The sequence below is a fragment of the Streptomyces sp. NPDC029526 genome, from assembly GCF_040637405.1.
GTDB lineage: Bacteria > Actinomycetota > Actinomycetes > Streptomycetales > Streptomycetaceae > Streptomyces.
The window spans coordinates 1-25,377 of record NZ_JBEZWE010000017.1 but is presented as its reverse complement, the minus strand read 5'-3'; the positions used below and the strand labels follow the sequence as shown (position 1 = coordinate 25,377).

The 25,377-nt window shown below is 75.4% G+C and carries 21 protein-coding genes; 9 read left to right on the top strand and 12 right to left on the bottom strand.

Going from position 1 to position 25,377, the window contains the following annotated elements; translation table 11 throughout:
- Positions 1-39 precede the first annotated feature (39 nt).
- The 3 genes from AB0F01_RS26180 to AB0F01_RS26170 all read left to right on the top strand — a co-directional run bounded on the left by AB0F01_RS26180 (position 40) and on the right by AB0F01_RS26170 (position 2,836).
- Positions 40-837: an ABC transporter ATP-binding protein gene (locus AB0F01_RS26180; RefSeq protein WP_362100667.1), complete on the top strand. Its 798-nt coding sequence runs from the start codon at positions 40-42 to the stop codon at positions 835-837.
- Complete coding sequence (locus AB0F01_RS26175; protein WP_362100466.1) at positions 834-1,820, top strand: ABC transporter substrate-binding protein; 987 nt, start codon at positions 834-836, stop codon at positions 1,818-1,820. The genes AB0F01_RS26180 and AB0F01_RS26175 overlap by 4 nt, the downstream gene beginning before the upstream one ends.
- Before the next feature lie 245 nt (positions 1,821-2,065).
- Positions 2,066-2,836, top strand: a complete 771-nt coding sequence (locus tag AB0F01_RS26170) for a CBS domain-containing protein (RefSeq protein WP_362100664.1) — start codon at positions 2,066-2,068, stop codon at positions 2,834-2,836.
- 495 nt (positions 2,837-3,331) lie between these two features.
- On the opposite strand, the gene AB0F01_RS26165 is transcribed toward AB0F01_RS26170, so the two are convergent.
- The 3 genes from AB0F01_RS26165 to AB0F01_RS26155 all read right to left on the bottom strand — a co-directional run bounded on the left by AB0F01_RS26165 (position 3,332) and on the right by AB0F01_RS26155 (position 7,009).
- Positions 3,332-3,778 (bottom strand): universal stress protein, encoded by a 447-nt coding sequence (locus tag AB0F01_RS26165; protein ID WP_362100463.1) that lies wholly within the window; start codon positions 3,776-3,778, stop codon positions 3,332-3,334.
- A 105-nt stretch (positions 3,779-3,883) separates the two neighbouring features.
- On the bottom strand, positions 3,884-4,690 hold the full coding sequence (ppk2, locus tag AB0F01_RS26160) for a polyphosphate kinase 2 (protein ID WP_362100460.1): 807 nt from the start codon (positions 4,688-4,690) through the stop codon (positions 3,884-3,886).
- Between the two features lie 195 nt (positions 4,691-4,885).
- Positions 4,886-7,009, bottom strand: coding sequence for a SpoIIE family protein phosphatase (locus tag AB0F01_RS26155; RefSeq protein WP_362100457.1), 2,124 nt, complete (start codon positions 7,007-7,009; stop codon positions 4,886-4,888).
- Positions 7,010-7,287: 278 nt separating this feature from the next.
- On the opposite strand from AB0F01_RS26155, the gene AB0F01_RS26150 reads away from it, so the two are divergent.
- Positions 7,288-7,632 (top strand): DUF6343 family protein, encoded by a 345-nt coding sequence (locus AB0F01_RS26150; protein WP_362100454.1) that lies wholly within the window; start codon positions 7,288-7,290, stop codon positions 7,630-7,632.
- Between the two features lie 28 nt (positions 7,633-7,660).
- Here the strand turns inward: AB0F01_RS26150 and AB0F01_RS26145 are convergent, their stop codons facing one another.
- The 7 genes from AB0F01_RS26145 to AB0F01_RS26115 form a co-directional block, all read right to left on the bottom strand.
- Positions 7,661-8,068 carry a helix-turn-helix domain-containing protein gene (locus tag AB0F01_RS26145; protein ID WP_362100451.1) on the bottom strand — a complete coding sequence of 136 codons (408 nt, stop codon included), beginning with the start codon at positions 8,066-8,068 and terminating at the stop codon, positions 7,661-7,663.
- Between the two features lie 101 nt (positions 8,069-8,169).
- Positions 8,170-9,519 (bottom strand): hypothetical protein, encoded by a 1,350-nt coding sequence (locus AB0F01_RS26140; protein ID WP_362100448.1) that lies wholly within the window; start codon positions 9,517-9,519, stop codon positions 8,170-8,172.
- A complete protein-coding gene (locus tag AB0F01_RS26135; RefSeq protein WP_362100445.1) occupies positions 9,516-10,799 on the bottom strand; it encodes a bifunctional glycosyltransferase family 2/GtrA family protein in 1,284 nt (427 codons plus the stop codon). Before AB0F01_RS26135 ends, AB0F01_RS26140 begins: the two co-directional genes overlap by 4 nt.
- A 135-nt stretch (positions 10,800-10,934) precedes the next feature.
- The gene (locus AB0F01_RS26130; RefSeq protein WP_362100442.1) at positions 10,935-11,480 is read right to left on the bottom strand and encodes a cellulase; all 546 of its coding nucleotides are present in this window, start codon (positions 11,478-11,480) and stop codon (positions 10,935-10,937) included.
- A gap of 11 nt (positions 11,481-11,491) precedes the next feature.
- Positions 11,492-12,010 (bottom strand): SigE family RNA polymerase sigma factor, encoded by a 519-nt coding sequence (locus AB0F01_RS26125; RefSeq protein WP_362100439.1) that lies wholly within the window; start codon positions 12,008-12,010, stop codon positions 11,492-11,494.
- Positions 12,011-12,225: 215 nt separating this feature from the next.
- Positions 12,226-12,576: a hypothetical protein gene (locus tag AB0F01_RS26120; RefSeq protein ID WP_362100436.1), complete on the bottom strand. Its 351-nt coding sequence runs from the start codon at positions 12,574-12,576 to the stop codon at positions 12,226-12,228.
- A gap of 157 nt (positions 12,577-12,733) precedes the next feature.
- Positions 12,734-13,111 (bottom strand): DUF6479 family protein, encoded by a 378-nt coding sequence (locus AB0F01_RS26115; RefSeq protein ID WP_362100434.1) that lies wholly within the window; start codon positions 13,109-13,111, stop codon positions 12,734-12,736.
- Between the two features lie 95 nt (positions 13,112-13,206).
- On the opposite strand from AB0F01_RS26115, the gene AB0F01_RS26110 reads away from it, so the two are divergent.
- The 4 genes from AB0F01_RS26110 (at position 13,207) to AB0F01_RS26095 (ending at position 18,523) form a co-directional block, all read left to right on the top strand.
- A complete protein-coding gene (locus tag AB0F01_RS26110; protein WP_362100432.1) occupies positions 13,207-13,581 on the top strand; it encodes a ferredoxin in 375 nt (124 codons plus the stop codon).
- A gap of 266 nt (positions 13,582-13,847) precedes the next feature.
- Positions 13,848-16,130, top strand: coding sequence for a serine/threonine-protein kinase (locus AB0F01_RS26105; protein ID WP_362100429.1), 2,283 nt, complete (start codon positions 13,848-13,850; stop codon positions 16,128-16,130).
- A 396-nt stretch (positions 16,131-16,526) separates the two neighbouring features.
- Entirely contained in the window at positions 16,527-18,113 is a 1,587-nt protein-coding gene (locus tag AB0F01_RS26100) for an NAD(P)/FAD-dependent oxidoreductase (RefSeq protein WP_362100426.1), read from the top strand.
- Positions 18,114-18,331: 218 nt separating this feature from the next.
- On the top strand, positions 18,332-18,523 hold the full coding sequence (locus tag AB0F01_RS26095; RefSeq protein WP_362100424.1) for a DUF2795 domain-containing protein: 192 nt from the start codon (positions 18,332-18,334) through the stop codon (positions 18,521-18,523).
- Between the two features lie 170 nt (positions 18,524-18,693).
- Here the strand turns inward: AB0F01_RS26095 and AB0F01_RS26090 are convergent, their stop codons facing one another.
- Positions 18,694-20,475: a serine hydrolase gene (locus AB0F01_RS26090; protein ID WP_362100421.1), complete on the bottom strand. Its 1,782-nt coding sequence runs from the start codon at positions 20,473-20,475 to the stop codon at positions 18,694-18,696.
- Between the two features lie 363 nt (positions 20,476-20,838).
- Between AB0F01_RS26090 and AB0F01_RS26085 the strand changes: the two genes are divergently transcribed.
- Positions 20,839-22,347 (top strand): acyl-CoA synthetase, encoded by a 1,509-nt coding sequence (locus AB0F01_RS26085; protein WP_362100418.1) that lies wholly within the window; start codon positions 20,839-20,841, stop codon positions 22,345-22,347.
- Positions 22,348-22,540: 193 nt separating this feature from the next.
- Here the strand turns inward: AB0F01_RS26085 and AB0F01_RS26080 are convergent, their stop codons facing one another.
- Positions 22,541-24,958 (bottom strand): sulfatase, encoded by a 2,418-nt coding sequence (locus AB0F01_RS26080; RefSeq protein WP_362100416.1) that lies wholly within the window; start codon positions 24,956-24,958, stop codon positions 22,541-22,543.
- Between the last annotated feature and the right edge of the window lie 419 nt (positions 24,959-25,377).

The following is a 25,377-nucleotide window of genomic DNA, read 5'->3' as shown; positions in this document are numbered from 1 at the left end:
CCGACGCCGGCCACCTCGCTGCGCGCCGACGACATCACCATGGCCTACGACGGCCGGGTCATCGGCGAACACCTCACGGTCGGCATCCCCGACGGCGAGTTCACCGTGATCCTCGGCCCCAACGCCTGCGGCAAGTCCACCCTGCTGCGCTCCCTGTCCCGGCTGCTCAAGCCGCGCGACGGCACCGTCCACCTGGACGGCAAGGACATCCACCGCATGCGCGCCAAGGACCTGGCCGTACGGCTCGGCCTGCTGCCCCAGTCCACCGTCACCCCCGCCGGCATCACCGTCCTCGACCTGGTGCGCCGGGGGCGCTACCCGCACCAGTCGGTCCTCTCCCGCTGGAGCGCGGAGGACGAACTCAGCGTCGAACGGGCCCTGCGGCGGACCGCGATGACGGACCTGGCCACCCGGCCCGTCGACGAACTCTCCGGCGGCCAGCGCCAGCGCGCCTGGGTCGCCATGGCCCTCGCCCAGGAGAGCCCGATCCTGCTGCTCGACGAGCCGACGACGTTCCTCGACGTCTCGCACCAGATATCCCTGCTGGACCTGTTCGCCGAACTGAACCGCACGGCCGGCCGCACCGTCGTCGCCGTGCTGCACGACATCAACCACGCGGCCCGCTACGCCGGACACCTCATCGTGATGTCCGACGGGCGCATCGTCGCGCAGGGACCCCCCGGCGAGGTGCTCACCACCGAACTCCTCGCCGACGTCTTCGACATCCAGGCCACCCTCATCGAGGACCCGGTCAACGGCGGTCCTCACATCATCACCCGGCATCGGGGCCGCCGTCCGGGGCCCGACGCCGCACAACACCGGAAGGTCGCACCATGAAGTCCACTCCCGCCTCGCTCGCCGCGGGCGCCGTCGTGCTCGCCCTCGCCCTGACCGGCTGCTCGTCCTCCGACGACGGCGCGTCCGGCGACACCAAGGCGGACAAGAAGCCCGCCACCCGCACCGTCACCGACGCGACGGGCGCGAAGATCGAGGTCCCCGGCACCCCCGAGCGCATCGTCACCCTGCACTACGCGGCCACCCAGCCGGTCCGCGACCTCGGCTTCGACCTCGTCGGCCAGGGCTCGTTCGAGGAGGGCATCGTCCCCGAGGACCAGGTCGCCGAGGCCGAGAAGGTCCCCGTGGTCGCCCAGCAGGAGCCGAAGCTGGAGGACATCGCCGCCCTCGAACCGGACCTGATCTTCGCTCCGAACGTGTACGACGAGGAGACCACCGAGGCGCTGCGGGAGATCGCCCCCGTCTACACCTTCACCCTCCGCGGCGGCGACCGCGCGAAGTGGACCCAGCGGACCGAGGAGATCGCCGACGCCCTCGGCGTGCCCGAGAAGGCCGACGCGCTCGAGACGGCCTTCGCCGACCGGCAGAAGAGCATCGCCTCCACCTACAAGGACGTCATCGAGGGCAAGAGCGTCGGCGTCATCGGCGCCTACGAGGAGAACAACTTCTACGCCTGGGGCGAGAAGAACATGCAGGGCACGCTGCTCGTGCCGCTCGGCTTCACCTGGTCGAAGCAGGAGAACGAGATCGTCGCCGAGGAGAAGGAGCCGGAGGCCACCCTCTCCCACGAGAAGCTGGCCGCCGCGGTCGGCGACGCCGACGTCCTCTTCCTCGACTCCGACCTGCGCGGGAAGGTCAACTCCTTCATGAAGTCCGTCCAGGAGACCTCCCTCTACAAGCAGCTCCCGGCGGTCAAGGCCGGGCGGGCCTACGTCGGCGGCAAGAACACCGTGGCGGGCTACACCGACGCGAACTACACCCTCGACCGCGTCGAGGAGGCGCTGAAGGACATGCAGGGCGAGTAGGTCCCGCGCCGGGGCCGCTGCCGACCGGCGCGCGCCACGGCCCCGGGGCCGGCACTCCGGGGCGACGGGCCCCGGGGCCGGCACTCCGAGGTGACGGTCCCGACGAGAGACCCATGGCGCCCGGCAGGGGCCCTTCGGCCCTGCCGGGCGGCCGCTCGGTGACCGACGCTGGAGGTGTCCGCCCGAGGAGATCCGAGCAAGTGGGTGAGGACATGGACAGCTCCCCGAAGACCGTCGGTGACGTCATGACCCGCACCGTCGTGGCCCTGTCCCAAGGGGCGGTGTTCAAGGACATCGTGAGGACGATGAGGCAGTGGGCGGTCAGCGCGCTGCCCGTCCTCGACGACGAGGGCCGGGTGATCGGCGTGGTGTCCGAGGCGGATCTGCTCCGCAAGGAGGAGTACCGCGACAGCGACCCGCCCGGGCCGGTGTTCCGGCGCGGCCCCGCCGAACCGCACAAGGCCGTCGCGGTGACCGCCCGGGAGCTGATGACCGCCCCGGCCGTGACCGTCCACGCCGACGCCCCGCCGGCCCGGGCCGCCCGCCTGATGGCCCGCCGGCAGGTGAAGAGGCTGCCTGTGGTCGACGGCGACGGTGTGCTGACGGGCATCGTCAGCCGCGCCGACCTGCTGAAGGTGTTCCTGCGCGAGGACGACGAACTCGCCCGGGAGATCAGGGGCGAGATCGCCTCCGGACGCTTCCCCGCCTCGATGGAGTCGGTCCGGGTGGACGTGTGCGACGGCGTGGTGACGCTCACCGGCCACGTGCCCGACCTCTCCCTGGTGCCGTTCGCGGTGCGGGTGGTCCGCTCGGTGGAGGGCGTCGTGGACGTGCGCCCCGTGCTGTCGGGACCCCGTGGACGCCCGCCGCTCGAACCGGACTTCCCCGGCGGGGACGGTCGCGGCGCGGCGCCTGCCGGCACGGACGAGAAGGAGGGCCCCCGGGCACCGGCCGGCCCGGACCGGCGGGAGGCCGGCATGGGGCCGCTCACGCACCGGGCGGCGGACGCCTCCTGACCCGCCGTCGGGGAGCGGGTGTGCGGTCGACCGTCGCCCGCACACCCGTTCGCGCGGCCGTCCCCTCCGACGGGACCGCCGGAACCGGCCGCACCGGAACGGACCCCGGAACCGGCCTCCCCTTCCGGAACCGGGGCCGCGAGGTCCTGGCGCCCCGTGGTGCGGTCCTCAGCCTCCCGCGCCGGGGCCCGGCCGTCCGTGGGCCCATCGGCTCCGATCCGGGGCCGGTGGGCCCTGCCCGGCCCGCCCCGGGCGGAGACCCCACCGCCCCCGCCCGGTCCGCCGCCCGCTCCCGGCCGGTCCGCGCGTGCCCGTTCCGACGGGCGGGACATCCGACGGGCGGGACAGGACACCCCGGCAGAACTCACCGCGGGAGGGTCCACAGCGAGGCGGCTCACCACGGGACGACCCCGGCCCGACGCCCGGCGCCGCGGCACCTCCGCCACGGCATCCCCTCCGCGACGGCACCCGGCACCCTCCCGGCACCGCCCCCGGTCAGGAGCTGCGGTTCTCCCGCACCACGACCACCGGGCAGGCCGCGTGCTGGGCGCAGCGCGTGCTGACCGAGCCCAGCATGGTCCGGGCGAAACCGCCCCGCCCGCGGTGGCCGACGACGAGCAGTTCGGCCCGCACCGATGCGCGGATCAGCACTTCCGACGGGTCGCCCTCGACGAGGCGTTCCCGCAGCCCGGGCGGACGCTCGCCGGGGAAGGCGGCCTCCAGCGCCTCGCCGAAGCGGTACCGCGCCTGCTCCAGGTCGAGGTCGGGTTCGACGGCGCGCCCGCCCCAGCTCGGGGTCACCCAGGTGTCCCAGGCGTGGATGGCCTCCACCTCGCCCCCGACCAGCTGCGCGTACCGCGCCGCCCACCGCAGGGCCTCGTACGACGCGGGGGAACCGTCCACGCCCACCACCACCAGGGGTACCGGCTCGGGGGATTCCATGGCCACCTCACTGGGTCGTCGTTGTGCTAAGTCCACGCTGCCCCGCCCGGGGCCGCCCCGCCAACCGGGGGTGCGGACCGCACCCGTGCGCGGCCGGCCGACGGGTCACAGGCCGGCCGCGTGGTCGGGGACGTAGGTCTGCAGTTCGCGCGGCGGGCGGTGGTAGCCGGTCGACGGCGGGCGCTCCGGCAGCTCGATGACCGGCGGCGGCACGTCGGAGTAGGGCACGGAGGCCAGCAGGTGCGCGATCGTGTTCAGCCGTGCGCGGCGCTTGTCGTCGCTCTCCACGACGTACCAGGGCGCCTCGGCGATGTCCGTGTGCACCATCATCTCGTCCTTGGCCCGGGAGTAGGCCTCCCACCGGGTGATCGACTCCAGGTCCATGGGCGACAGCTTCCAGCGGCGCAGCGGGTCCTCCAGCCGGCGCTGGAACCGCTCCTGCTGCACGGCGTCGCTGACCGAGAACCAGTACTTGCGCAGCAGGATCCCGTCCTCCACGAGCATCCGCTCGAAGACCGGGCACTGGCGCAGGAACAACTGGTACTCCTGCTTGGTGCAGAAGCCCATGACACGCTCGACGCCGGCCCGGTTGTACCAGGACCGGTCGAACAGCACGATCTCCCCGGCCGCCGGCAGATGCTCGACGTAGCGCTGGAAGTACCACTGGGTCCGCTCGCGCTCCGTCGGCTTGGGGAGCGCGGCGATCCGTGCGACGCGCGGGTTGAGGTGCTCCGCGACCCGTTTGATGGTGCCGCCCTTGCCGGCCGCGTCCCGGCCCTCGAAGACGACCACGAGCCGGACGCCCTCCGCCCGCACCCACTCCTGCAGCCGTACCAGTTCCGACTGGAGCCGCAGCAGTTCCTTCTCGTACACCTTGCGCGGCACCTTCGCCGTCGTCCCGTCCGCCACCATCACGCCTCCACCGCCCGGTGAGCCGGCCGTGCGCCGCCGGGTCACTCCGCCGAGTCCAGCACGGGCGCCACGCTACTGAGCGGATCCGCGTCCCGCACCCGGTCGCCGGGCACCGGTACCCCGGCCCCCGGCCTTACCCCGCACGCCTCGGCCTTGCCCCGCACGCTTCCGCCGGGTCCGGAGCCCCCGGCCGGCTCAGGCACCGCCCGCGACGGGCCGCACCGGCCCGGTGGCGGGCCCGGAAGCGGCACCGGCATCGGCCTGCGGGCTGATCAGCAGCAGCGCGATGTCGTCCTCGGGCGCGGGCGCGTGCCGGATCAGGGTGTCGGCCATGGCGTCCAGGTCGGCCGGATCGGCGGCCTCCAGCAGACCGGCGAGGGCCGCGGTGGCGTCGTCGAGGTCGACTCCGGGCGCCTCGACCAGGCCGTCCGTGTACATCACCAGCACGCATCCGGGCGGCAGCGGGATCTCCAGGGCCGGGTACTCGACGTGCCCCTCGATGCCCAGCAGCAGCCCGGGCGGGACGTGGAGCACTTCGGTCCGTCCGTCGGCGTGCCGCAGCAGGGGCGGCGGGTGACCGGCGGTGGCCAGGCAGGCTTTCCCCCCGGCCAGATCGAGGTGGGCGTAGAGGCAGCTGGTGAACAGGCCCGGATCGAGGTCGGCGAGCAGCCGGTTCGCGCTCGCCAGGACCGTGCCCGGGTCGGCGCCGACCGCCGCGTGCGCGTGGACGGCCGTACGCACCTGCCCCATCAGCGCGGCGGCGTCCACGTTGTGACCCTGCACGTCACCGATCGTGGCGGCCACCGTGTGCTCGTCGAGCCGGATGAGGTCGTAGAAGTCCCCGCCGATGGCCAGGCCGCGGGCGGCCGGGAGGTAGCGGGCGGCCACCTTCAGGCCCGGCACGGACGGCAGGGTGTGGGGGAGCAGGGCGGCCTGGAGCCGGTGCGCGAGGTCGTGCTTGCTGTCGTAGAGGCGGGCCCGGTCCAGCGCCTGGCCGATCAGCCCGGCCAGTGAGGTGAGGACCGCGCGCTCGCTGGGCGAGAAGTGGTGGGGGCGCCGGTAGGCGAGCAGCAGGGAGCCGATCGGGCGGCCGGAGGCGATCAGCGGCAGCAGCGCCCAGGCGGACATCCCGTCCTCGTGCACGGTGCCCGGGTGGGCGCGCTCCAGCTCGTCGAACGAGGCGAAGAAGTCCGCCTCACCCGTCGTCAGGGCGCGCACGCCGGGGATGTCCGGGGACAGCGGCCCCGCGTGGTAGCGCTCGACGACGTGCGCCGCGTAGCCGCGGTGGCCGACGATCATCAGACGGCCGTCGTCGGCCGTCATCAGCACCATGCCCTGCGCGCCGAGCGCCGGCAGCAGCTGGTCGGCGGTCTGGTCCACCACGTCCTGCACCCCGACCGCCTCGGTGAGCGTGGCGGCCAGGTGCATCAGGTGGTAGAGCACCGTGGAACGCCCCGGCCCCGCGGTCGGTGCGGGGCGGGCGTCCTGGGCGCCGTCGTCGGCGCGGCCGGGCAGGATGCGGACGCTGATGCCGGAGGAGTCCGGGTACAGCTCGAAGCGCAGCCAGGTGTCCGGCGGGCGCTTCACGGTGAACGACTGCGGCCGGCGGCTGACCAGCGCCGCCCGGTAGCGGTCCTCGACGTGGGGGACGTCCATCCACGGCAGCGCCTCCCAGGGCAGGGCGTCCAGCAGGGCGGCGCGGTCGGTGCCGAGCAGGTCGGCCGCCGCCGGCGTGGCGAACGTGATGCGGCCGCTGAGGTCCAGTGCGCACGCCCCGCCCGGCAGCCGTTCCACGAACGCCGTCATCGCCCGGACCTCCGCGGCCGGCCGGATCCGTTCCGGCAACGGCGGGACGGTGCGGGGCCGGCCGGTGGGCTGCAGCGGGTCACCGCGCTCGGCGGCCTGCTGGAACAGGCGCCCCAGGTGCTGGCAGCCCGCTTCGACGGCTTCGCGCTCCGCGTCACTGAGGACCGGTGGGTGGGACGACGGCCACAGGACCACCAGCCCGCCCCACACCGAGGACCCGGCGGTGATCGGCACGGCCGCCAGCGCGAAGTCGTAGGGGAGGACGAGCGCGGTTCTCGGGTAGCGGCGGGCCATGTCCTCCTGGTCCCCGACCCACACCAGACGCCGGTTCCGCACGGCGTCCGCCACCGGGATGGGATCGCTCAGGGCCACCCGCCGCCACGGGGAGGCCATCTCCTGGGGCGCACCGGTGGTCATCACCAGCCACAGGGCGCTCCCGCCCGGGGGCAGCACGTACAGCAGTCCGCCGGACGCCGCGCTGTTGCGCACCACCGCGGTCAGTGCCGTGTCCATCAGCGGCCCGTTCCGGCCGGGCGGGGGGACGGCCCCGGGCGGCGCTTCCTGACGGCCGCGGAGCGGCGGCGCGACGCCGACGGAGGGGCCGCACCGCTCCGGCCGCACCGAGCGTCGTCCATATCAGGACCATACGCCCGGCCCCCGGGACGGGCATCCAGGCACGGCCGGACCGTCACCGCCCGCCGGTTTGCCGCGCCCCGTGCGGGCTACGCGACGGGTACGGCCCCCGTCGGCCGCCGGCCCGCCGGGCCGGATTTCAGGCGTAGGAGGAAAGGATGCACCAGGACCCGCGGGACCGGACGCAGGAGCCCGTCCACCGTTCGCGCTCCGGCACGATCGGCCGCCGCTTCCCCCGGACCGGCACCGAACCGGTCACCGCCCGCAGCCCGCTCGGGCTGCGCCTGCTGCTGTCCGGGTTCTTCCTGCCGGTGTTCTGCGCGGCGACCGTGCTGTTCGCCCTGTGGGCCGCCGGCTCGGGCGAGGGCGACAGCCCGGGGCGCGGCCCCCTGGTGGGAATCACCGTGCTGTGCGGGGCGCTGGCCCTGATCGCCGCGGCGGACCTGTTCATCGTCGTGCGGCGGCGCCGCCGGGAGCGGGGGAGTTCCGCCCCCGGCCGGTGAGACACCGGCGGCGGTTGGGTCGAACGGGTCACGGGCCCGGATGGTCCCGGGCCTCGCGCAGGCGACGGTTGTGCCAGACCACGGCACGGTGGATCTCCGGCTCGTGCAGGCCGGTGCGGCGGGCGAGTTCCTCGACGGTGAGGGCGCGCGGACCCGTGCCCAGCACCTGCGCGACCTTCGCCGCCCACAACTCCTCCTCGACGAACGGGCGGCGCCGGTAGTCCTCGCGCAGTTCCTCCAGGTGCCCCTCGCCGCACGCGGTGAGCAGGCGCAGTCCGTCCGCGCGCCCACCGCGCTCCTGTACGCAGGAGGAGTCGGGCACCAGGCAGTGCACCGCACGGTCGGCGGGGAAGGTCGCGGCGCACAGGTCGCACAGTTCGACCGGGGGGACGGTGTCGCGGTGGGGACGCCCACCGCGCCGGGCGCGTTTCCACATGAGGACTCCCGCGGACGACGGCACGACGACTCGACTGCGCCGCACCGGCCGATGCCTTCAGTCTCCCCCCGGCGGGCGCGGTCGGCACGGCCGGTTTCCGGTCACGGCACGCCCAGCTCGAACAGGACGTACCCCGCGTAGGAACCGGAGGCCAGGGCCGCCGTCCCCAGCACCACCGCCAGCGAGGGCGCGCGCAGGCGGCGCATGGCCAGGGCGAGGGGGATGAGGAGGGGGAAGAGGGGGAGCAGGTAACGGGAGACGTTGCCGAAGATCTGCTGGGTGCCCATCACCATCAGGAAGGACAGCAGCGGGTAGACCACCAGGACGGCGGGGGGACGCAGCCGCAGCAGCAGCACCGTCAGCACCGGGACGAGGAGCACCACCCCCACCCCGATGACGTCCTCGAAGGGCCTCGCGAAGAGGTAGTCGAAGTGGCCCACGGGTACGGACGTGAGCACGTCCAGGGTGTGCCGGCCGTAGTCGAACCGGTGGGCCCAGGCGCCGTCCTGGAGGACGCTGTAGCCGTCCCACCGGCCCATCCGGTAGCCGACCCAGCCGAGGTAGCCGGCGGTGCCCAGCGGGGCGAGAAGGGCGGCGGCCAGCGGGCGGCCCGGACGCTCCTCCCGGCGCCACACCGCCGCCAGCCCGGCGACGGCCAGCGCGGCCACCAGGGTCACGGCGGTCGGCCGGGCCAGCCCCGCCGCGAGGACGAGGACGCCCGCGGTCAGCCAGCGCCGGGTCATCACGGCGTAGCAGGCCCAGGCCGCGAGGGCCGTGAACACGGACTCCGAGTACACCGCCCACTGCGCACCCGACCCGGGCCAGACCGCCCACAGCCCCACGGCGATCAGTCCCGCCCTGCGCCCGCCCAGTCGGGCGGTCACGGCGTGGATGCCGAGCGCGGCGACGAAGGAGAAGACGACCGAGACGGCCATGCCGGAGCCGTACGGGCCGAGCCCGGTCACCTCCGAGACCATCCGCATCAGGGCCGGATACAGCGGGAAGAACGCCGCCGAGTTGCCCTCCAGGGTGATCTGGCCGGTGGCGCCCGGCACGGGCACCAGGGCCGGGTCGTAGCCGTACCGGGCGATCTGCTGGTACCACCAGCCGTCCCAACTGCCCAGCACGTCCCAGGGGTGCGCGCCGCCGCCGAACCGGGGGTGCTTGTCGCGGAAGTCCCCGGCGGAGTCCAGCAGGTACAGGAACACGGCGAAGCCCGCGAACTTCAGCACACCGTAGGTCGCGAGCACCGGACCGTACTCCCGGACCACCCGGCGCGGCCCCGCGAGCCGGCCCCGCCCCCGAGAGGGGGGAGCGGACCCGGGGGCCGCGGAGACGTGCGCGGGTCCGCCGGGCACGTCGGGGACGTCGGCCGGGGCGGTGGTCCCCGGGGGCCCGGCGGCGGGGACGGCGGGCGGGGCCGGGACGGCCCGGGGGGTGCCGGTGGTCATGGAGCGGGAGTTCCTGTCGTACGGCGGGAACGGGCACCGGGGAACACCCAGGCCCGCAGGAGGAGGAAGCGCAGCAGGGTCGCGGCGAGGCCGGCGAGGACCAGCGTCACCAGCTCGGTGCCGGGCGCGGCCCCGGGCGCGGCGCGGTGCAGGAGGGCCAGCGAGCCGCTGGTCAGGGCGAGCCCGACCAGGAAGGCCGCCAGCCCCTTGAGGTGGTGCGACAGCACCCCGCCGCGCCCCCGTACGCCGAAGGTGAGCCGCCGGTTCGCGGCGGTGTTGGCGAGCGTGCCCGCCAGCAGGGCGAGCGCGTTGGCGGCCTGGGCCCCGGTCCAGGGCCGCAGCAGCGTGAAGAGCAGCAGGTGGAACACGGTGCTCGCGGCACCGACCGCGGCGAACCGCAGCAGCTGGGGCACGAGACCGGGCGGCAGGCCGTCGGTGGTGCGGCGCAGCGCGGCCACCGGCAGCCGCCCGCGCGCGAGGGCTCGCGCGAGGCGCGCCATGCCGCGCAGATCGGCCAGGGCGGTGGAGAGGATGTCGACCCGGCTGTCGGGGTCGTCCACCCAGTCCACCGGGACCTCGTGGATGCGCAGGCCGGCCCGTTCGGCGAGCACCAGCAGCTCGGTGTCGAAGAACCACTCGCGGTCCTCGACCAGTGGCAGCAGCCGCTCGGCGACGTCCCGCCGCACCGCCTTGAACCCGCACTGCGCGTCGGTGAAGCCCACCGCGAGGGTCCCGCGCAGCAGCCCGTTGTAGCAGCGGGAGATGATCTCCCGCTTGGGTCCGCGCACCACGCGGGAGGCGGGGGCCAGCCGGGTGCCGATCGCGATGTCGGAGTGTCCGGAGATCAGGGGCGCGACCAGTGGCAGCAGCGCGGCGAGATCGGTGGACAGGTCCACGTCGAGATAGGCGAGGACCGGGGCGCCGGACCGGCTCCAGGCGCTGTGCAGGGCCCTTCCGCGGCCCTTGGCCGCCAGCCGGAACCAGTGGGTGCCGGGCAGTTCGCCGGCCAGCCGGGCCGCGATGAGCGGGGTGCGGTCGGTGCTGGCGTTGTCGGCGACGGTGATCCGGAAGGGGTAGGGAAACGTTTCGGTCAGGTGGGCGTGGAGCCGTCTCACGCACGGCTCCAGGTCGTCCTCCTCGTTGTGCACGGGGACGACGACGTCCAGCACCGGGTCCGGATGGTGCGCCGGCAGCGGGGCGCGCTGCGGGAGCGAGGCGGGGACCGCGGCTGCGGAGGGCGGGCGGAGGCCGGTCGCGGCGGACCGCCGGGCGGTTCTCATGGCTGGATCACGGTCTCTTCTCCGGCGGGACGGCGCGCCCGCTGTGGGCAGGGGCATGCCGGGTCCGCGCGGGATCGGTGCTGCGGTTCACGGCTGGGACTGTCGGGGAGGAGCCCGGCGGAGGCCGGGCGGGGGTCAGCCGGTGTCGGCCGACTCGGCCCCGGCCGACGACGGCGGTTGCCTCCCGGGGGTCGGCGGAGGAGAACCGCCCGAGGACGCGGGCGGTGCGGACGTCCCCGGACCGCTCCCGCCCGCGGCTCCGTCGTGGGTGGCACTCGGCAGCGAGGTCGGCGTGCTGCCGCCGCCCAGCGGGGGCGTGGTGCCCGGGACACCCGTGACCGACGGGGCGGCGGGCGGCTGGGAGACCCGGGCGTCCGGGCCCGCCCCGGAGCCGGTCGGCGTCGGCGAGGGCGTCGGCGCGGCCGGGGGCGGTGTCGGGCTGGTGGCCGGCAGCGGCCCGGGGCCCGCCGGCTGCGTCTGCGGGGCGGTGCCGGGCAGCAGCGCCAGCCCGAGGCCGAGCCCGGTCACCGCCAGGGCCGAGCCGCCTGCCCGCCACAGCGTCCGGGCGCGCCGGCGGGCCCGGATGCCGTGCCGCAGACGCTGCTGCTGCTCGGTCGCGAAGGGCGCCTGCTGCCGTGTCTCGCGCATCATGCGCGCCAGCTCGCGCTCGAAGTCGTCCATGACGTCTCCCCTCAGCCCACGGGCCGGACGGTGTCGGACAGCAGCTGCCGCAGGCGGGCCACCCCGCGTGAGGCGTGGGACCGTGCGGTTCCCACCGGGCATCCGAGGGCCTGGGCCACCTGCGCCTCCGGCAGGTCCTCGCAGTAGCGCAGCACCACGGCCGCGCGCTGCCGCGGGGTGAGCAGCGCCAGTGCCGCCTCCAGGCGGGAGCGCTCCGCCACCGCCGCGGACACGTCGTCCGGTACGGGCCGGTCGGGCAGTTCCCCCACCGGGCGCTCACCCCACCAGCGGCGCCGGGCGGACCGGGCGGCCAGCCGCACCAGCACCGTGCGGACGTACGCCTCGGGCGCCTGATCGGCGACCCGGGGCCAGGCGAACCACAGCTTCACCAGGGACTCCTGCACCAGGTCCTCGGCCCGTTGCCGGTCCCCGCCGGTGAGCAGCCGCGCCACGTGGAGCAGCGCCGACCAGCGAGCGGCCACGAACGCGTCGAAGCCCTCGCAGCCGTCGTCGGTCCCGGACCGCTCCATGCCCACCGCCCCCGTGTCCAGAAAAACCCCTTGCACAGGAGACAAAGACTCGCGGCCCCCGGAAACGATGCACCCGGAGCCTGTGATCCACGTCACCGGGGTCGGCCGCCCCGGGCCCGGGGCTCATACGACGGCGGGCGGGCCGGGGGCCCGGACACGTGGGTGTCCGGGCCCCCGGCCCGCCCGGGAGTGAGCGGCGGGAGGCAGCGGGAGCGCTACGTACGGTCGCCCTTCGGCTTGCCGCGCTGGTCCGGCGTGCCGTGCGGCGGGGGTGAGAACGGCTGGGGCGAGGTGGCGGGGGTGACCGGGGAGCCGCCGCGGGCCGCGTCCTGCTCGGGACGCATGGCCGCCGGGTCACCGGACGTCGGCTCGGCCCCCGCCCGCAACTGGTCCAGACGGGCCGTCAGTATCTCGGTCACCGGGAGCCGGTCGGCGTGCGTCCGTTCGTACGCGAGGAGTTCCTCGACCTCACCGGCGCTCAGGGAGCGCACCCGGCTCTCCAGACTTCCGACGGGAAGGTGGTCGTAGTCGGGCAGCGGAAGAGCGCTGCGGGCAGGATCGGCCATGGTTCTCACATCCCTGTACGACGTGCGTGGTGCTGGTGCTGGTGCTGGTGCTGGTGCTGGTGCTGTGTGCTGGTTCCGGTGCTCGTGCTGCTGACGGCGCCGACGCGCCGGGGCGCCCGGACGACGGCGGGAGCCGGGGTCGCGGTGACACCGCCGGTCAGCGGGAGCCGGGGCCCCCGCTGCCGAACCCACCGCTGCTGCCCTCGTCCCAGCGCGGCCGCTCCTGCGAAGTGCCGGTACGGGTACCGGAGTTGCCGCGGCCGTCCAGATCGTGCGGCGACAGCCGCTGGTCGCCGCGCGGCACCTCACGCGGCTCGCGCTGCTCCCGCGTCTCGCGGACCGGGCCCCCCTCGGGCACCCGGGGCTGCTCCTCGGGACGCGGCCGGGCGGACTCGCCGCGCCGTACGCGCCTGCTGCCGAGCGCGAAGGCAGCGATCAGTACGGCCACCACGACGACACCCACGGCCAGCCCGATGCCGAGGACGCCGCGGCCCGCGGCCAGGTCGGTCGTCTCCATCAAAGCGGTGTTCACCATGGCCCGCGGGTACCCCCGACCGCCGTCGGCGAACACCCGTCGCGCCGCCGCGCGCCGCCGGGTTTGACCCTGGGGCGCCCGGCAACCCGCGCTGTGTGACGACGACATCTTCGCAGCAGGAGTTGTTCCGGTTCCTGGAGGACCGCTTCGCCTGCGCCCAGGCGTGCACCGAGTGCGCCCGGGCCTGCGCGCTGCGGGCGAGCCTCGTGGACCCGGACGGGACAGAGAGCCAGGAACAGGTACGGCGCAAGGGCATCATGTGCGCGGAGGTCTGCGACGCGACCTGCCGCATGCTGTCCGAACAGAACCAGGTGGACGAGGCGACCATCCGGGCCCAGGTGGAGTGGTGCCGCCAGGTGTGCCTGGAGGCGGCCCACGCGTTCGACGACCATCCCAGGGCCGAGAAGACGGCCCGGGCGTGCCGCGACTGCGCGCGGGCCTGCACGGAGTTCCTCGGCATCCTGAACTGACCACGACCGGCGCGGCCGGCCGCCCCCGCCCCCGCTTCCGCGCCGGACGGACCGGAGCCCGACCGGGGTGGTGTGTGCCCGCACCGGGACGGCGGGTGCCCGCACCGGCCCGTGCGGGCACCCCCGGGGGCGCCGACGGGCCTACGGGCGCCCGTGGCGGGCGGACGGGACGGTCGCCCGGGGCCGTACACAGTCGGACGGGGTGTGGCCATACTGGACGGGCCAGGGGAGGGCGCGGCGGACAGCGACGGGGGCGGGCGGCCGAGATGGGGGAGACCAGACTGATCCAGGGCCGGTACCGGCTGCTCGACCGGATCGGGCGCGGCGGCATGGGTGAGGTGTGGCGGGCGCGGGACGAGTCGCTGGGCCGGCAGGTGGCGGTGAAGTGCCTCAGACCGGTCGGCGCGCAGGACGACCGGGCGTCGGGCCGGGTGCTGCGGGAGCGGTTCCGGCGGGAGGCCCGGGTGGCGGCGTCCCTCCAGCACCGGGGCATCACGGTGGTGCACGACTTCGGCGAGGCCGACGGGGTCCCGTACCTGGTGATGGAACTGCTGCAGGGCCGCAACCTCAGCCAGCTCCTGGAGGACGACGAGCAGCGGCGGCCGCTGCCGGTCGACGACGTGGTGGACATCGCGGGCCAGGTCGCCGCGGCCCTCGCCCACACCCACGACCAGGGCATCGTGCACCGCGACCTGAAACCGGCCAACATCGTGCGCCTGACCGACGGCACGGTGAAGATCTGCGACTTCGGCATCGCCGGCCTCGGACCCGACCTCGGCTCCTCCCGGCTCACCGGCACCGGCATCGCCATGGGCACCCCGCACTACATGTCGCCCGAACAGATCGGCGGCTCGGCGGTCGACCGGCGCAGCGACCTGTACTCCCTGGGCTGCGTGCTCTACGAGATCGCCACCGGTGTCCCGCCCTTCGACCTCGACGACACGTGGGCGATCCTCGTCGGTCACCGCGACACCCCGCCCCCGCCGCCGCGCGAGCACCGCGCCGACCTGCCCGAGCCCCTCGAACGCCTGATCCTCGACCTGCTGGCCAAGGAACCCGGCCACCGCCCGGACAGCGCCCACGACCTGGCGGACCGGCTCGCCACGGTCCGCTCCGGACCCGGCGGGACGACCCCTCCGCCCGGCCGGGCGCCCGCCGCCGCGGCCAAAGCGCCCGCGCCCGGTACTCCGCCCCGCTCCGGCGGGCCGGCCGGCCCGGGCGGGCGCGACGCCCCCCGGCTGCCCTCCTGGGCCCGGGGCATGACCACCGGACGCAAGGCCGCGGGGACGGCGCCGGCTCAGCCGTCCCGGGACCCGGCGACCGCCCTGTCCGGCGAGTGGATCGCCCACCCCGCCGGGCGGCGTGAGGAGGAGCCGTCCGCCGACACCCGGCCCGCCCCGCCGCCGCAGGCGCTGACCACCCTCGCCGGCCGGCACCACGCCGGCCTGAGCCTCGGACGCCTGGGCCGCTGGGAGGAGGCGGGGGAGGCGCACCGCGCGGTCGCCGCCGAACGCGAGCACCTGCTCGGCCCCGAGCACCCCGACACCCTCGCCAGCCGCCACGAGGTCGCTCTCAGCCTCAGCCGCACGGGCCGCGCCGCCGACGCGCTGCGCGCGTTCCACCAGGTGGCCGGGGCCCGTCGGCGCGTCCTGGGCGCCGACCACGCCGACACGCTCGCCTCCCGGCAGGAGAAGGCCCACGTGCTCGCGCGCACGGGCCGGCCCCTCGACGCCCACCAGAGCTATCTCGCCGTCCTCGCGGCCCGGGAGCACACCCAGGGCCCCGACCACCCGGACACCCTGTGCTGCCGGCACGACCTGGCCGTCAACCTCGCCCGGCTCGGGCGCTTGGAGGACGCGTACACCCTGGCCCGCGAGGTCACCGCGGCCCGCACCCGGGTCCTCGGCGCCGGCCATCCGGACACCCTCGCCACACGCTGCGAGGCCGCGTTCGTCCTGAGCCGGCTGGGCCGTTGGGAGCAGGCTCTGGAGATCCACCGGGAGGTCGCGGCGGCGCGGGCCGCCGCCCTCGGCGCCGACCACCCCGACACGCTGGCCGCACGCCACGAGACCGCCGTCGGCCTGGGCCGCCTGGGGCGCACCGCCGAGGCACTGGAGGCCCACCGGGCGCTGGTGGCGGACCGGACCAGGGCGCAGGGACCCGAGCACCCCGAGACGCTGCGGAGCCGGCACGGCACCGGGGTGGCGCTCGGCCGGCTCGGCCGGTGGGAGGAGTCCCTCGCCGAGGCCCGGGAGGTGTGGGCGCTGCGCGAGCGAGTCCTGGGCGCGGACCACGCCGACACCCTGGTCAGCCGCCGGGAAGTGGCCGTGGCCCTCGGCCGGCTGGAGCGCTGGGGCGAGGCGCTGGCCGAGTACCGGCAGGTGGCGGACGCCCGCGAGCGGGTGCTCGGCGCGGACCACCGCGACACCCTGGCCGCCCGCAACGACGAGGCCCAGTGCCTGCAACGGCTCGACCGCCCCGGCGAGGCGGCCGGGCTGTACCGCGAGGTCGCCTCCCTCCGGCAGCCCGGCGGAACCGGCGGCCCCTGACCGGGCGGCGGCCCGTCCGGAACCGGTAGGCACCGCCCGGGACCGGTACGCACCGGTCGGGACCGGTACGCACCGGTCGGGACCGGTTCGGACGGCCGGGAGCGGTACGGACAGCTGGTGCCGCCGTGGCCGGAGCCCGGCAGCCGGCCGGTGGGCAGGCGCAGCGGGTGCCGGGGCCGTCCGGCGGGACCAGGGAGAACCGTCGCAGGGGCCGCAAGCCACGCGCCCGGCGGACCACACAACGGGCCGCAGGCCCCGTGACCACGGGCCTGCGGGCGACGGGCGGCGACGGGCCACGGTCCACGGGCGACGGGCCGCCGACCTCGGTCCGTGGAGCGCGGCTGGGTCCGCCGGTGCCGTCTGGCCCGTGCCGATCACCGCGTGCTACGAAGAACCATGACCGCACACGAGGGACCCGGAACCTACGACGTCGTCATCGTCGGCGGCGGCCACAACGGCCTCGTCGCCGCCGCCTACCTGGCCCGTGCCGGGCGGTCGGTGCTCGTCCTGGAGCGCCTGGACCACACCGGCGGGGCGGCGGTCTCCACCCGCCCCTTCGCCGGCGTCGACGCCCGGCTGTCCCGGTACTCGTACCTGGTCAGCCTGCTGCCCCGGAAGATCCTGGCCGACCTGGGCCTGGACGTGCGGCTGCGCTCCCGCTCGGTCTCCTCGTACACGCCCACCGTGCGGGACGGACGGCCCACGGGCCTGCTCGTCGGCGGCGGCGAGCGGCGCACCCGCGAGGCGTTCGCCCGGCTCACCGGCTCGGACCGCGAGTACGGGGCGTGGCAGCGCTTCCACGCCCTGACCGGCCGCGTCGCCGAACGGGTCTTCCCCACCCTCACCGAACCGCTGCCCACACGGGAGGAGCTGCGTCGGACGGTCGACGACGAGACGGCGTGGCGGACCCTGTTCGAGGAGCCGATCGGAGTCGCGGTGGAGGAGCACTTCGCCGACGACCTGGTGCGCGGTGTCGTCCTCACCGACGCGCTGATCGGCACCTTCGCCGACGCCCACGACCCGTCCCTGGCGCAGAACCGCTGCTTCCTCTACCACGTCATCGGCGGCGGCACCGGAGCCTGGGACGTGCCTGTCGGCGGCATGGGCGCCCTCACCGACGCGCTGGCCCACGCCGCGCGCGCCGCCGGCGCCGTCCTCGCCACCGGGCACGAGGCGGTCCGTATCGAGACCGACGGCCGGCGCGCCGAGGTCGCCTACCGCACCGCCGACGGCGAGGGCGTGGCCGCGGCCCGGCACGTCCTGGTCAACGCCTCGCCGCAGGCGCTCGCCGTCCTCACCGGCGACACCCCGCCGGCCCGCGCGGAGGGCGCCCAGCTGAAGGTGAACATGCTGCTCGAACGGCTGCCCCGGCTGCGCGACACCGCCGTCGACCCCCGGGAGGCGTTCGCCGGCACCTTCCACATCGCCGAGGGGTACGGGCAGCTCGCCGCCGCGTACGCCGAGGCCGCCGCCGGGGAGCTGCCCACCGCCCCGCCCTCCGAGATCTACTGCCACTCGCTGACCGACCCGAGCATCCTCGGCCCGGACCTGGCCGCGCGGGGCTTCCACACGCTCACCCTCTTCGGGCTGCACACCCCGGCCCGGCTGTTCGAGCGGGACAACGACGCGGCGCGGGAGACGCTGCTGGCGGCGACCCTCGCCCAGCTCGACGCCCACCTGGCGGAGCCGCTCGCCGACTGCCTGGCCCGGGACGCGGACGGACGGCCCTGTCTGGAAGCCCGCACCCCGCTGGACCTCGAGCACGACCTGGGGCTGCCCGGCGGCCACATCTTCCACCGCCCCCTGTCCTGGCCCCACGCCGAGGACGGTACGGGGCGCTGGGGCGTGGAGACCCGGCACGCCAACGTCCTGCTGTGCGGCGCGGGCGCCGTGCGCGGCGGCGGGGTGAGCGGAGTGCCGGGACACAACGCGGCCATGGCCGTGCTGGAGGCGGGGGAGCCGGTGGGGCCGGGGCAGGTATGACCGACGGGACCGGTGTGGCCGGGGAGGGGTGACCGGCGGAACCGGTGGGGCCGGGAAGGCGTGACCGACGGAACCGGCGGGGCCGGGGAGGGGTGACCGGCGGAACCGGCGGGCGGTGTGCCGGCCGGAACCGATCGGCTCGCATGCACCACGGGGTGACGGGTACCGCGGCAGTACGGGACGACATGTCCGACATCACCTGATTCAGGAGGTTCCCCATGGCGGACCCCAACCCGATCGACCTGCAGAAGGCCCTCAGTGGCATCAACTACCCGGCGGAGAAGTCGGCGCTGGTCGACCGTGCGCGCCAGAACAACGCCGACGACGCGATCGTCAGCCGCCTGGACGGTCTGAAGGACCACAGCTACGGCGGTCCCGACGAGGTGCAGAAGGCCGTCTTCAGCGGCTGAGTCCCGGCGGGCCCCCGCCGCCCCGGCCTCTGCCCTGCTCCAGTCCGTCCGGGGCCGCTCCGGCCCCGGACGGGCCCGTCCCGGCCCCTGGACGGACCCGGCGCACGGACCCGGCGCACGGGCCCGGCGCACGGACCCGGAGCCGGGGAGACGGGGGCCGCCGCGCACGCTCAGTCGGCCGACGCCTCCCACCCCCGGGCCGTGACCCGCCGCGCGTCGGCGGGGCGGGCCTCGTCGAAGAGGGGGCCGCGGGGCGTCTCCACGCGCAGGCCGTCCACGTAGGCGCCCCGCCCCACGTACAGCCGGTCGGTGGTGTACCGCCAGCGCAGGGTCAGGCCCCGCGCGGAGGGCAGTGGCGCCCCGAGCGCGTGCCAGACACGGCCCGAGAAGCCGTCGGCCGAGCCCGTGGGGTGCGCCCGCGCCGGCGCGCCCGGGCGCCGGGTCTCGAACGGCACCGGCTCCCACGTCGTACCGCCGTCCACGGACGCCTCCAGCACCAGCGCGTCGGATCCGGGCTCGGTGTCCCACCACAGGGCGCACCGCAACCGCGCGCCCCCGGACGACGTGTCGAGCGCGGGCAGGGTGAGGGTGGCCGTGGCCGAGCCCGCCATGCCGGAGAACCAGGCCGTCCGCCCCCGGGCCGGGCGGACCGGCACCGCGCGGGCCAGGTGGTCGGCCGCCGCCACCCGGGGTGCCGATCCGGACCGCCAACTGCGCACCGGGTGCACCGAGTTGCCCAGCACCACGAGGAAAGAGTCGGTCGTGGGGTCCAGCACCAGGGACGTCCCGGTGAATCCGGTGTGGCCCGCCGTGCGCGGGGTGGCCATCGCACCCATGTACCAGTGCTGGTAGAGCTCGAAGCCGAGTCCGTGCTCGTCGCCCGGGAAGTCCGTGTTGAAGTCGGTGAACATCAGCTCCACCGACTCCGGGCGCAGGATGCGGGCCCCGCCGTACGTCCCGCCGTTGAGCAGGGTCCGGCCGAGCACCGCGAGGTCCCGCGCGGTGGAGAACACCCCCGCGTGGCCCGCCACCCCGCCCAGGCTGTGCGCGTTCTCGTCGTGCACCTCGCCCCACACCAGCCCGCGCTCCAGCCCGGACCAGGGCTGGCGCGCGACCTCCGTCGCCGCGATCCGCGGGCGCCAGCCGGCCGGCGGGTTGTAACGGGTCCGGCGCATGCCCAGCGGACGGGTGATCTCCTCCCGGAGCAGGACGTCCAGGGCGCGGCCGGTGACCTCCTCCAGGACCAGCTGCAGCGAGATGAGGTTCAGGTCGGAGTACAGGTACGCGGTCCCGGGTGCGGTGAGGGGCTCCTCGTCGTAGATCCGCCGGACCTTCTCCTCCCGGGTGGGGGAGAGGTAGAGGGGGATCCAGGCGCGGAAGCCGGAGGTGTGGGTGAGCAGGTGGCGGATCGTCATGTCCTGCTTGCCCGCCCGGCCGAAGCCCGGGAGGTACGTGGCGACTTCCGCCTCCAGGTCCACCGTGCCCCGCTCGATCTGCTGCACGGCGAGGACGGAGGTGAACAGCTTGGACACCGACGCCAGGTCGAAGACCGTGTCCCGGGTCATCGGGATCTGCTGGTCCGGCGGGAACTCGATGCCGGTGTCGGACTCCTCGTCGTAGTCCCGGTAGCGCACCGCCGTGCCGATGGGTTCGTGCAGGGCGACCGTCCCGCCGCGGCCGGCGAGCAGCACCGCGCCCGCGTACCAGGGGTGCACGGGCGACGGACCCAGGAACGCCTCGGCATCCGCGACGAGGTCACGCAGCGGCCCGGCCAGCAGTCCCGCGCGCCGGGGCGAGCCGTATCGCAGGACCGGGTGCCGCCCGCCCCGCCCGGTGTCCGCGGCGACGGCGGGGTCGGCCGGGAGGGCGGCGAAGGCCAGCGCGCCGCCCAGGGCCAGTGCCGAGCCGCCCAGCTGACGTCGGGTCAGTCCCCGTGCTGCCGCGTCCGCCATGACGTTCCTCCCGTGTCCGTGGCCGCATCGGGCCTGAAAGAATCTTTCGGGATCGTCTCGCGGGGTGAAACTTTCCTGTCAGCGGCGGGATGTGTCAATGGGGCGTGCGGGGCCGGACGTTGGGCCGTCCCGGTCCTCGCCCCGGACGGCCCACCGCCCCCGCGCGCCCGCGACCGCGCGGGGCCGGTGCTGCCGCCCGACGCGAGGCCGCACCGCGGCGCGGGCCCCGCGGACGCCGGCCGCCCGCACCGCACCGGGGAGGCCCCCTCCCGTACCGGGGAGGCCCGCTCCCGCGCGACACCGGGCGGCCCGCTCCCGCCCCGCCCTTGACCTTCCCCGGGCACCGGCCGAGGATCATCAGTCATGACGTCAGGACACGGCAGCACGGTCGACGGCATCCTGCGACGCAGCGCCCGCCGCACCCCGGCCCGCGTCGCCGTCGAGTACGGCGACCGCACCTGGACCTACGGCGAGCTCGACGCCGCGGTGTCCCGCACGGCGAGCGTCCTGCTCGCGGAGGGGCTGGCCCCGGGCGACCGGGTCGCCGCCTACGGGCACAACTCCGACGCCTACCTGCTCGCCTTCCTCGCCTGCGCCCGGGCCGGCCTGGTGCACGTCCCGGTCAACCAGAACCTCACCGGTGACGATCTCGCGTACCTCGTCGGCCAGTCCGGCAGTTCGCTCGTCCTCGCCGACCCCGCTCTCGCCGGCCGGCTCCCCGGCGGCGTCCCGGTCCTGGCGCTGCGCGACACCGACGACGCCCTGCTCGCCCGGCAGGAGCACGCGCCCGCGTACGACGGCCCCGAACCGCGCACCGAGGACCTGGTGCAACTGCTCTACACCTCCGGCACCACCGCGCTGCCCAAGGGCGCGATGATGACGCACCGTTCCCTGGTCCACGAGTACCTGAGCGCGATCACCGCCCTCGACCTGGGAGCGGGCGACCGGCCCGTCCACTCCCTGCCGCTGTACCACTCGGCGCAGATGCACGTCTTCCTGATGCCGTACCTCGCCGTCGGCGCCACCAACATCGTCCTGGACGCGCCGGACGGCGACCGGATCTTCGACCTGATCGAGGCGGACCGCGCGGACAGCCTGTTCGCCCCGCCGACGGTGTGGATCGCCCTGTCGAACCGCCCCGACTTCGCCACCCGTGACCTCAGCGGGCTGCGCAAGGCGTACTACGGGGCGTCGATCATGCCGGTCCCGGTCCTGGAACGGCTCCGCGCACGGCTGCCGGGACTGGCCTTCTACAACTGCTTCGGGCAGAGCGAGATCGGCCCGCTGGCCACCGTGCTCGGCCCGGCGGAGCACAAGGGGCGCATGGACTCCTGCGGGCGGACCGTGCTGTTCGTCGACGCGCGGGTGGTGGACGAGGACGGCGAGGACGTGCCCGACGGGACGCCCGGCGAGATCGTCTACCGTTCCCCGCAGCTCTGCGAGGGCTACTGGGACAAGCCGGAGGAGACCGAGGAGGCGTTCCGCGACGGCTGGTTCCGCTCCGGTGACCTCGCGGTGCGCGACGCCGACGGGTACTTCACGATCGTCGACCGGGTGAAGGACGTCATCAACTCCGGCGGCGTCCTGGTCGCCTCCCGGCAGGTCGAGGACGCCCTCTACACCCACGAGGCGGTGGCCGAGGCCGCCGTGATCGGCCTGCCCGACGAGCGCTGGGTGGAGGCCGTCACGGCGGTGGTGGTCCCGCGCGGCGGCACCGGGGACGCCGCTCTGGCGCAGGAGCTGATCGACCACGCCCGCGAGCGGCTCTCGCCGTTCAAGGCGCCCAAGAAGGTGCTGTTCGTGGACGAACTGCCGCGCAACGCCAGCGGAAAGATCCTCAAGCGCGAGCTGCGCGACCGCTTCGCCGGCTGACCGCGCCTCCCGGGTCCGTCGACCTCTCGGCGCGCGCGGGCCGACGGCGTGCCGCACGTCCGCCCTCGACCGCTCGGCGCGGGCCCGGTGGTGAGCGGTCGCCCCGGGGCCCGCGCGACCGGTCTCCGGAAGCGGCCGCAGCTCCGGAGGCGGCCGCGACTCCGGAAGCGGCCGTACGAACCGGCCGGCCCGGTCAGTCGCGAGGGGCAGCGGCCGTGGGAGTGCCCCCGTCGGGACCGTACGCCGTCATGAAGCGGTCGCGGAAGCGGTCCATGCCCCAGCTCGGGGCGTCGGGGGCCGGCTTGAGGCCGTCGGTCCACCCCCAGTCGTCGATCCGGTCGAGCACCTTCTCGTCACGGGCGACGACCGTCACCGGCACCTCCTTGCTCGGGTCGCCGTCGACGACCGCCGGGACCGGCTGGTGATCACCGAGGAACACCACCACGGTGTCCTCGTCGCCGTACCGCTCGATCCACTCGATCAGGCTCCGCAGCGAGTACTCGACGGCCCGCCGGTACTCGGTGCGGATGCTCTCCGGGTTCTTCCAGACCTCCTTGGGGTCGGTGCCCTCCTTCTTGATCTGGTGGAAGACCGACCCGTCCCCCAGGTCCTCCCAGTCGATCATGCGGGCGATGGGGGACCAGGGGTTGTGGCTGGACGCCAGGATGATCTCGGCCATGATCGGAGGACGGTCCGCCTTGCCGTGCTCCAGCCGCTGGAAGGCCTCCATCGTGAACTGGTCGGGTACGGGCGTCCAGCTGAAGTACGGCCCGTGGTAGCCGAGGTGCTCGGAGTCGTAGATGTGGTCCAGGCCGAAGAACTTCCCCTCCGGCCAGGCCCGCCGCACGCCGGGCACGATGCCGACGGTGCGCCAGTCGCCGGCCCGGCGGAAGTAGTTGGTCAGGGTCATCCGGTCGCTGGTGGTCAGGCTGCGGTACCGCTGCTGGTTCTTGATCCACAGGCCGGACAGGAACGTCGAGTGGGCCAGCCAGCTCCCGGCGCCCGTGATCGGCGACTTCAGCCAGCCGCTGCGGGAACCGAACCCGGCCGCCGTCAGCCGTTCGGTGCCCTCGGTCAGGACCGCGTCGGTCTCCGCGGCCATCTCCGGGTGGTCGATCGCGGTCCGGCCGTAGCTCTCCACGAAGGTGAACAGGACGTCCTTGCCGCGCAGGCCGGTGAGCAGCTGGTCGGGCGGGGTGTCCGCGAACGCGTCGACGGCCGCCTGCTTGCGGAAGACCCGGGCGTCCCGGATGCCCGCCTGCACCTGCTCCACCCGGTTGCCCAGCATCTCCGCCGTGCCCTTGGTGGCGACCCGCACGCCGGACACCTGAACGCCCAGGGTGACGCAGGTGATCCACGCGACGCAGAGCACCAGCGTGGTGCGGGCGGCGGCGGCGCGGTGGCGGGTCATCAGACGGGTGATGCGGACCGTGGCCAGCGTCATCAGCAGGAGCAGCAGGACGAACAGCACGACCGCCCCGACGACGGCCAGCACCTGACCGCCCCGGCCGAACGACTCCCGGACGAAGTCCGTGGCGTCGTCCAGCAGGATCCAGTCGAGCACCAGGTCGAACGGCCGGGCCAGCACCTGGTAGAAGCCCATGTCCAGGAACTTCAGCACGGTGAGCAGGCCGAGCAGCACGCCGGTCGCGACCGCCGTGATCCGCCGCGGGCGCGGCGGGAGCGCGAGCAGCAGGGCCGCGAGGAGGATGGCCTCGGCGGGCAGGCGCAGGAACGCCTCGGGGGCGAGCCGTTCCACGCGGTTCGGGACGAGGAGCGCGAACAGCATCAGGGCCCCGGCCAGCACCGTCGTCCCGACGGTGACGCCTCGTGCCGCCCGCGGATACCGGCGGCGCCAGGCGGACCGCCCGGCGGGCGGGGTCTCCTCCGTCGGCGTCTGCGGGGCGGGGGGTGACTGCCCCCGCTCGGTGGCACCCGGCTCCGCCGGGTCGGTGGGCGCCGATGCCGTCGGCCGGGCGGGCTCGGGCTCCGTCCGCCCGGTGGGCCCCGGTTCCGCCTGCTCGGCGTGGCCGGGCTCCGCCGGGTCGGTGGACAGGTGGCAGGGCTCCGGGCGCGGGGTGGAGTCGGGCTGGGGCTGGGGCTGGGGCTGGGGCTGGGGCTGGGGTTCGGATCGGGGTCGGGGCTCGGGGTGACGCGCGGGCACCCCGTCCGCCGTGGCGGTGGGCTCGCCCTCCGTCGCGTCCGGCCGCTCGGGCTCGGCGCTGTCGGTGGTGCCCTCGGTTCCGGCCGCGTCGGTCTCCTCGGGCGGGGTCCCGGTGTCCCCGGGCCGGGGCGCCCCCGGCCGGTCGGACCCGGCGTCCGCCGCGCGTCCGGGAGCGGGCCCGGGTCCCGCGTCCGCCGGGGCGTCGGCTCCGGACCTCGCCGCGGTCCCGTTCCCCCGTACGCCGCCGTCCTTCCGTGGCCTTCCGTCCTCCCGCGGGCCCCCGTCCCCCTGCGGGCCCCCGTCCTCCCGTGCGTCCGCCGTCCCGCCGTGCTCCGGGGTGTCCGGAGCGGGCGTCTCCCCGGGGGTGTCGTCCCGGGCGGTGTCGTCCGGGACCGCCCCGCTCCCGGGAGCGTCCGACAGCCTGCGGGAGCGAGTGAAGAGCGACACCCGGAGGTCCTTCCGTGCGGTGGTGCGATGGCATGGCGAACAGGACCCGTCACGGGGCCCGTCCCCAGCAGTACGTCCGCCGGTCGCTCCGTGTTCAACCGTCCTCCGGAAGACCCGCGAAAGACCTCCGGCAGACCCGCCTGCCACCGCCTCCCGGGGTGCGGCCGACCGCCTCCCGTTCGTCCGGTGACCGCCGGACCGCCGGACCGCCGGACCGCCGGGCCGCCCCCCGCCCGCCCGCTGCCCGGGGCGGACGCCCCGCGCACTCCCCGCCCCGCCCGTCGGCGGCTCTCCCCGGTCCGCGCCCGTCCCCGCCCTCGTCCATCGACGCCGGCCGCCGCCATCACCAGGCCCTGCCGGTTCTCCACGATGCGCAGCGGGCCGCGCCGGGCCACCACCCGTACGGTCTCCTCGTCGAT